We start from the raw sequence: 6,818 nt of genomic DNA on the forward strand, positions 1-6,818 counted from the left end.
TCTCCACCCCCCTATTCGGCGGCAGCGTCAGATGTTTAAAAAGGACAGGGGCAACGGACGGGACGGCGGGGGCGTGATCGGCCACAAGCGTCGCCCCGCGCCGGTAGTCGGCCGGGGAGAAGCCGAGCGGCGGCAGGGCACGCCCCGACTGACGTCGTTCGACGTCGATCTCGCGCAGGATCACCTGGAAGCTCTCGATGTCGACCATCGTGGTGTCGATGTCGAGATGCAGCCGGATCGTCTCCGCATCGATTCGCGTAGCGCGCAACTCGAAATGCGGCCAGATCGCGAGGTTGAGGCGCTGGTGGCTCATGCGCTCGCGCAACGCGGCGAGGCGCCGGTCACGGGCAGCCGGATCGAGGGCGCGGATGTCCTCGCACTCGATGCGGTAGGGCGGCACGGCAGGCAGGATGCGGCAGGTTCCGTCCGGGTCGATCTCCGTGCGCAGGGCCGGGTGGCGGGCGACGACACGGTTCCAGGCCCGTTCGAACCCGGCAAGGTCGAAGGCGGCGGGCTTGTCGTACTCCACGTAGAGATGCCGGGCGACGCCGCCGAGGCGCCCCCGCGCCCGCCGCTGGAAGCCGTCTCGCTGCAGCGGCGAAAGGGCGAACTGCGTCGTGGACGGATCGGGCCGGAGGTCGCCGTTGTCGAGGAGCAGGCCCGGCCGCTCGCCTCCCAACGCGGCGAGCGCCCGGCGCAAGGGATCGGCCGGCCCGGATCGCGAGGCGGACTCGCCGAGCTGCGCCTCGATCGCTGCCGCAAGCCGCCCGAGTGTGTCGTGCTGCAGGGCGGTCTCGGCTGAGATCCGCACGCCGAGGGCGCGATCGATGCGCTCGGTGAGTTCCAGGAAGATCAGCGAGTCCATTCCGAGCTGGACGAGGTTGCTCGCCGGGTCGATCTCCGCCTCGGGCCGACGCAGCAGAGCGGCGAGTTCCCGGCGCAGCGTCGCGGCGACCCGGGCCCCTCCCGCCGCGCCCCGGTCTCCGAGATGGGCGGCGAGGGCGTTCAAGGTGTCGTAGCGCAGGGCCGTCTCTGCCGAGACCTTGATGCCGAGGTCGCGCTCCAGGCCTTGGCTGAATTCGAGAAACATCAGCGAGTCGAGGCCGAGCGCCACGAGGTTGGCGTTGCCGTCGAGCCCAGCCGGATCGACCTTGAGCAGGGCCCCGAGCGTTCGGCGCAGATGCGCCTCGATGGAGGGCGAGGCGACCGGATCCGCCCTCCTGGAAGCCGCCGCCGGCGCCGCCTCGGTTCCGCGCGCCCGGAACGCGGAGAAGGCGTTGGGCAGCGTCCCGACCAGCTGAAGGCGCTCCCAATCGACGCACATGGGCGCGAGCACAGGCTCGGGCTGGGCAAGAGCGGCTTCGAGCAGAGCGATGCCCTCCGCCGGGGCGAGGCCTCGCATTCCCTGCTCGGCGAGGCGGATGCCGAGTTCGGCTCGGGACGTCCGGCCTTCGTCCCAAAAGCCCCAGGCGAGCGCCTTGACCGCCCAGCCCTCGGCGGCGGCCTGCGTGGCGAGGCCTTCCAGGATTGCGTTGGCGAGGGCGTGCGCACCCTGGCCCGGCGGTCCGAACAGGGTCGCGGCCGAGGAGAACAGAATCAACGCCTCCGGCCTCAGGCGGGGCAGGGCCGCAATCAAAGTCCGCGCACCCTCGACCTTAGCCATAAGCACTCGGTCCAGGCGGGCCGCGTCGAAATCCGCGAGGGGACCGTCATCGAGGATGCCGGCGAGATGATAGATGCGACCGATCCGGCCTGGAGCGGCGCAGGCGGCTTCCAGGACATCGTCGAGGGCGTGGGCCTCACCCACATCGATCGCATCGAGGAGCCGGACCTCGGCTCCGCCCCCGCGCATCAGGTCGAGGCGGTGGCGCTCGGCCGGATCGGCGGGTCGCCGCGACAGCAGCCAGAGCCGCCGCGCGCCCCGCTCCGCGAGATCCTCGGCCAGGGTCAGCGCCAGGGGAGAGAGGCCCCCGGTGAGGATGTGCAGGGCGTCCCCGTCGATGGACGATCGGGCTCTCATTCCCTGTTGTGATGCACTCGCTTGCGGTGCGCTCCCTTGCGCCGAAGTGGCCTCAGCCTCTGCGGAGCGCGCTTGGACGCCATGGATTTGAGCGCCATGGACAGGAACGAGTCGGGGAGCGAGATAGGACCCGGCCCGATGCGCCAGTAGATCCTCCCCGGCCCGCTCCGCGGGCAGCGCGGCGAGCGGCGCATCGGAATCGACGAGGCGCAGCCGCAGCGCCGGCCGCTCCCGCCGCAGCACGCGGAGAAGGCCGACAAGACCGGCGAGATCTGGCCGGGAAATGGGCTCCGCGGGTAGGGCCGCGAACGCTCCCGTCGTCAGGATGTCGATGGCTGCTCCCTCGGCTCCCAGCCTGTCGAGAGTCCCGACGAGGCGTGCGTAATCCGCTGGCCCGAACTTCGTCGGTCGGCCACTCAGATCGAGGAGGACGCGGTCGTCCGCCGGCGGCACGGATGCCGTCGCCGCGTCGTCCGGTCCGAGGCCGAGCCTCCTCGCGGTAGGGGACGGAGCGCCGTCGAAGGTCAGCACCCGGCTTGGGGCCAGGGGAGGGGAGGCCTCCAACCCTGCCCAGGTCCAGCCGTGCAGGCTCGCCGCCGCGGGATCCCAACGCGCCGCCCCGACGAGATGAAGGACCGGCCGGTCAGCCTCGTCCGCCAGGATCAGATCGATCCGCCCGTCCGTGCGCCGGGTCCCGGCATAGCCGACCGGGCCGGCGCCGAGGGACCCGGTGGCCGACAGGGCGTCGAGGGTGAGCGGTCCCTCGAGGTCGAAGGCGGACAGTGCCCTGGCCAGGGTGACGCGCAGGCCGCCCTCGGTCCGCGTAAAGGAGCCGTCGGTCGAGGAGGCCCGGACCGGACCGGGCCGGATCGCGTGCCGTGCCTGGGCGAGCCGAGCACCGGAGGCGCCGTCGCGCAGGAACAGGCGCCCTTCCGCCTCGCCGCGGATCGTTGCGGCCCGGCCGGAGCGCGGGAAGAACGTGAGATCGGCGAGCGTCCAGTGACCGTCGCCCTTACCCTCGACCAGAGCGGCGAGGAGGCTGGCCGCATCCTGCGCGGGCGGCTCGGTCGCTGCGGGGGTAAGAGCCTGTCTCCGCGCCTCGGGCGCGCGGGCGATGATGATCTGCTCGCCGAGAGCGAAAGGGGCGAGATCCTCGCCGACCGCCGCGCTCCAGTGGGCGAAGCCGGCCGCCGACAGGGCTTCGCCCCAGCGCGTCAACGAGGGAAACAGCTCGCCGTCGCGGAACTCGCTGTCGGCGAGTTCGGGCACGAGCGGGCCGAACACGAAGTCGAACAGGGGTTTCGGCCGCGTGATCTCGCGAAGCAGCAGCACGCCCCCCGGCGCCAGCAGGGCGCGCTGGCGCGCGAGCGCCGCCTTCAGGTCGCGGGCGTTGTGGATCACGTTGGCGGCGACGATCAGATCGAACGAGGCTGCGGAAAAACCTTGCGCCGTGGGATCGCCCTCGAGATCGAACGGCGCGAAGCGCAGGAAGGGGTAGGCGGCGAATTTCCGCTCGGCCCGCCGCAGGAAGAGTGGGCCGAGATCGGTGAAGGTGTAGGCCGTCCGCTCAGGCGGCAGGACCGGCAGGAGGGCGCTGGTGGTGCCACCCGTCCCCGCCCCGATCTCGAGGACGCGCAGCGGCGCCTGCGCGGGCCGCTGCGCCACGAGGGCGGCAACGGCGTCGGCGGCGATGGCGTTGAGGTAGAGCGAGTCGCGCTGGCGCTCGTACATCTCCTCCACGTCGTCGCTCGCCCCGCCGGGAAACACGATCGAGACGGGGTTTCCCGAGCCCGACAGCATGGCGGCGAGTTGCGGGCCGGTGCGGGCGACGAGGTCGGCGAGCCGCCGGTAACCGCGCCGACGCATGCCGTCGAGCAGGGCGTCGGGATCGGAGGGTACCGGTTCGCGCAGATCGCCATAGCCCACGCCGTCCCGCGTAAGGCATCCTTCCGCCGCGAGGTCGCGCAGCAGCCGCCCCACGAGATCGCGGAAGCGCTCCGGAATGCCGCCGGCCCGCATGACCGCGTCGCGGTCGAGCCGCGCAGCCGGGTCGGCGAAGACGCCGAGTTCGCTCAAGGCGCGGGCGACGTAGATCGCGTGGAGGGCGGCGACGCCCCGCTCCTCCTCCGACAGACCGGACCAGTCGTAGCCTGCGGCGCGGTTCGCCGCCGACGCCCGCGCCGCGGCGGCGAGCGTGCTCCATTGATCGGTGCCCGAAATATCCGTGCCCGCCTCGGTAGCGGTGCTCCGATGCATCCGGCCGGTGAGGAGGGCGACGGGGGCCAGGGCGAGTCGGCTGCCGATGTCGCGTGGGCGCGGCCTGTCGTCCCGGAGGAGGGCGTCGAGGGCGTCCTCGGTGATCCCGATCCCCCATACGGTGCACCCGTACGCAGCTTTCGCCACGAGCGCCGGCGCCTGAGCACCCGCCTCCGCGACGTCCCGCAGGATCGCGCCCAGTTCGACCGGGTCGTCGGCCGCCACGGCGAGGCGATGGGGCAGGCGGGTGCGGGCGGCCGACAGCGTTGCCGCGTAGGCGGGCAGGACCGCCTCTGGCATACCGTCGAGGAGGCGCTCGGCGTGGCGGGCGGCGAGCGCCCTGAGACCGGCCTCGTCCCGGGCCGATAGCAGGAAGGGACCAGACGCCTCGACGGCCTCGGCTGAGCCTTCGAGTTCCGGCGGCAGGCGCTCGACGACGACGTGGCAGTTCGTGCCGCCGATGCCGAAGGCGCTGACGCCGGCAACGCGCTGCCGTGCCGGCCAGGGCATCAGGGCCTGCGGTATGATGAAGGGGGTCTCCTCCAGGCGCAGGGCCGGGTTCGGCTCTCGGAAGTTCACGAGCGGCGGAATCTGCCCCTCGCGCACCGCGAAGGCCGCCTTGAGGAGGGCGGCGACGCCCGCCGTCGTGTCGAGATGACCGGTATTGGCCTTGAGCGCACCGATGACGCAGGGTTCCCGCCGGCCGGAACCGAAGGCGCGGGCGAGGGCCTCGATCTCGATCGGGTCGCCGAGCGGCGTGCCGGTGCCGTGGGTCTCGACCATGCCGACCGCGTCGGGGGACAGGCCGGAGAGCGCGAGCGCCTCCTCGATCACCGCCTGCTGGCCGGCGAGCGAGGGCGCGGTGTAACCGGCTTTGCCGGACCCGTCGTTGTTGACGGCCGAGCCGCGCAGGACGGCGATGACCGGATCGCCGTCCTCCAGCGCCCGGCGCAGAGGCTTGAGCAGCACCACGGCAACGCCGTTGCCGACGAAGGTGCCGTCGGCCTGCGCATCGAAAGGTCGGCATCGCCCGTCCGCCGAGAAGATCATTCCGGGCCGATGGCGGTAGCCCACATCCATCGGGAAGGTGAGGGCCGCGCCGCCCGCGAGCGCGAGGTCGCACTCGCCGCTACGCAACTGCTCGCAGGCGACGTGGATTGCGACGAGGGAACTGGAACAGGCGGTCTGGACGGTGAGCGCCGGGCCGGTCAGCGCGAGTTTGTAGGCGACGCGGCTCGCCAGATAGTCCTTGTCGTTGCCGATCAGGCGCTGGAAGGTCAGGGGGTTCGCGAGATCCAGCACGTCGTCGCGGGTGGGCAGCGCATAGGTGCTCATCCGCGCCGCGCCGAACACGCCGATCCGCGCGCCTGCAGCCTGCCCTGCGAGGCCAGCCATCTCCAGCGCCTCCCAGGCGCAGGTGAGGAACAGGCGCTGCTGCGGGTCGATGCTCGCCGCCTCGGCGGGAGAAGTGCCGAAGAACTCGGCGTCGAACGCCTCCGCCTCCTCGACCACGCTGGCCACAGGTACGAAGCCGGGCTGGGCCAGGAGGCCGGGGTCGAACCCGGCGCGGGTCAGATCCTCGGCCGTGACCGGGCGGCTCAAGGTCTCCCCGTCGGTCAGGCGGCGCCAGAAGGCGAAGGGGTCGGAGGCCCCCGCGAAGCGGCAGCCCGCACCGATCAGCGCGACCGGCTGCGCCTCGCCATAATGCGCCTCGAAGAAGCGCGGATCGAACTCGGGCATGGACGCTCTCTCGAACTCTCGATGGGTCTGTCGTACCGTTCAGCTCAGGGCCGCTTGCCGGCGCCGAGCATTGAGGCTGCGGGCGGCGAGCCGCCGGGCCATTGCGTCGGCCTCCCCCGTCGCCGCCTCCGGCGGACCTTCGGGGGTGAGATGGCGGGCAAGCGCGCGGCAGGTCGGGTGGCCGAACATCGCCACGACCGGGAAGTCGCGGCCGAGCTCGCGCCGGAGACGCTGATGCACCCGGATCAGGCTGAGGGAACTGGCGCCGAGTTCGAAGACGTTGCGGTCGGGATCGACCCGGTCCAGGCCGAGCTCCTGCGCCAGCGCCGCGGCGATGATCGGCGTGAGGGCGGCATCGGCCGGGTACTCGGCCGCCGCGTCCGCGCCGGGCCCGGACGGCAGGCCGGGCGCGTCATGGGCTGAGCGGCGTTCCGGGGTGGCGACCTCCGGCACCGGGATTGCCGGCACCAGGCCGGCGAGCGGACTGGCCCAACTCCCGCGATCGGCGGCAAGCCGGTGCAGCAGGGTGCAGTAGCCGTCGAAGGCCGCCGCGATCCAGGCCGGGTCGAACAGGGCCTCGACGTGATCCCAGTTGAAGACCAGCCGTCCCTGGCGCTCGACGACCTGATGGTCGATCCAGACCTGGGGCGTCTGCGTGATGCCGCCGGTGAAGGTGCCGAGCCAGTCGGCCGTGCGCCCGTCGGAGGCGGTGTTGTCGACCCCGACGCCGCTCGTGAACACCACCGGCGCGGCGTGGGCCTGCGGGTCGATGCCCCGCCGGGCGGCCTCGCGCAGGACGCGG

At 72.4% G+C, this 6,818-nt stretch carries 2 protein-coding genes; both read right to left on the minus strand.

Annotated elements, in window-relative coordinates:
- Positions 1–6,016 (minus strand): beta-ketoacyl synthase N-terminal-like domain-containing protein (locus MZTS_RS23825; RefSeq protein WP_192285744.1); only part of this gene is annotated, 6,016 nt, incomplete at its 3' end.
- A gap of 39 nt (positions 6,017–6,055) precedes the next feature.
- The coding region (locus tag MZTS_RS25550; RefSeq protein ID WP_281397091.1) for a phosphopantetheine-binding protein at positions 6,056–6,818 on the minus strand (763 nt) is incomplete at its 5' end.

The organism is Methylorubrum zatmanii, from assembly GCF_014845115.1.
Taxonomy (GTDB): domain Bacteria; phylum Pseudomonadota; class Alphaproteobacteria; order Rhizobiales; family Beijerinckiaceae; genus Methylobacterium; species Methylobacterium zatmanii.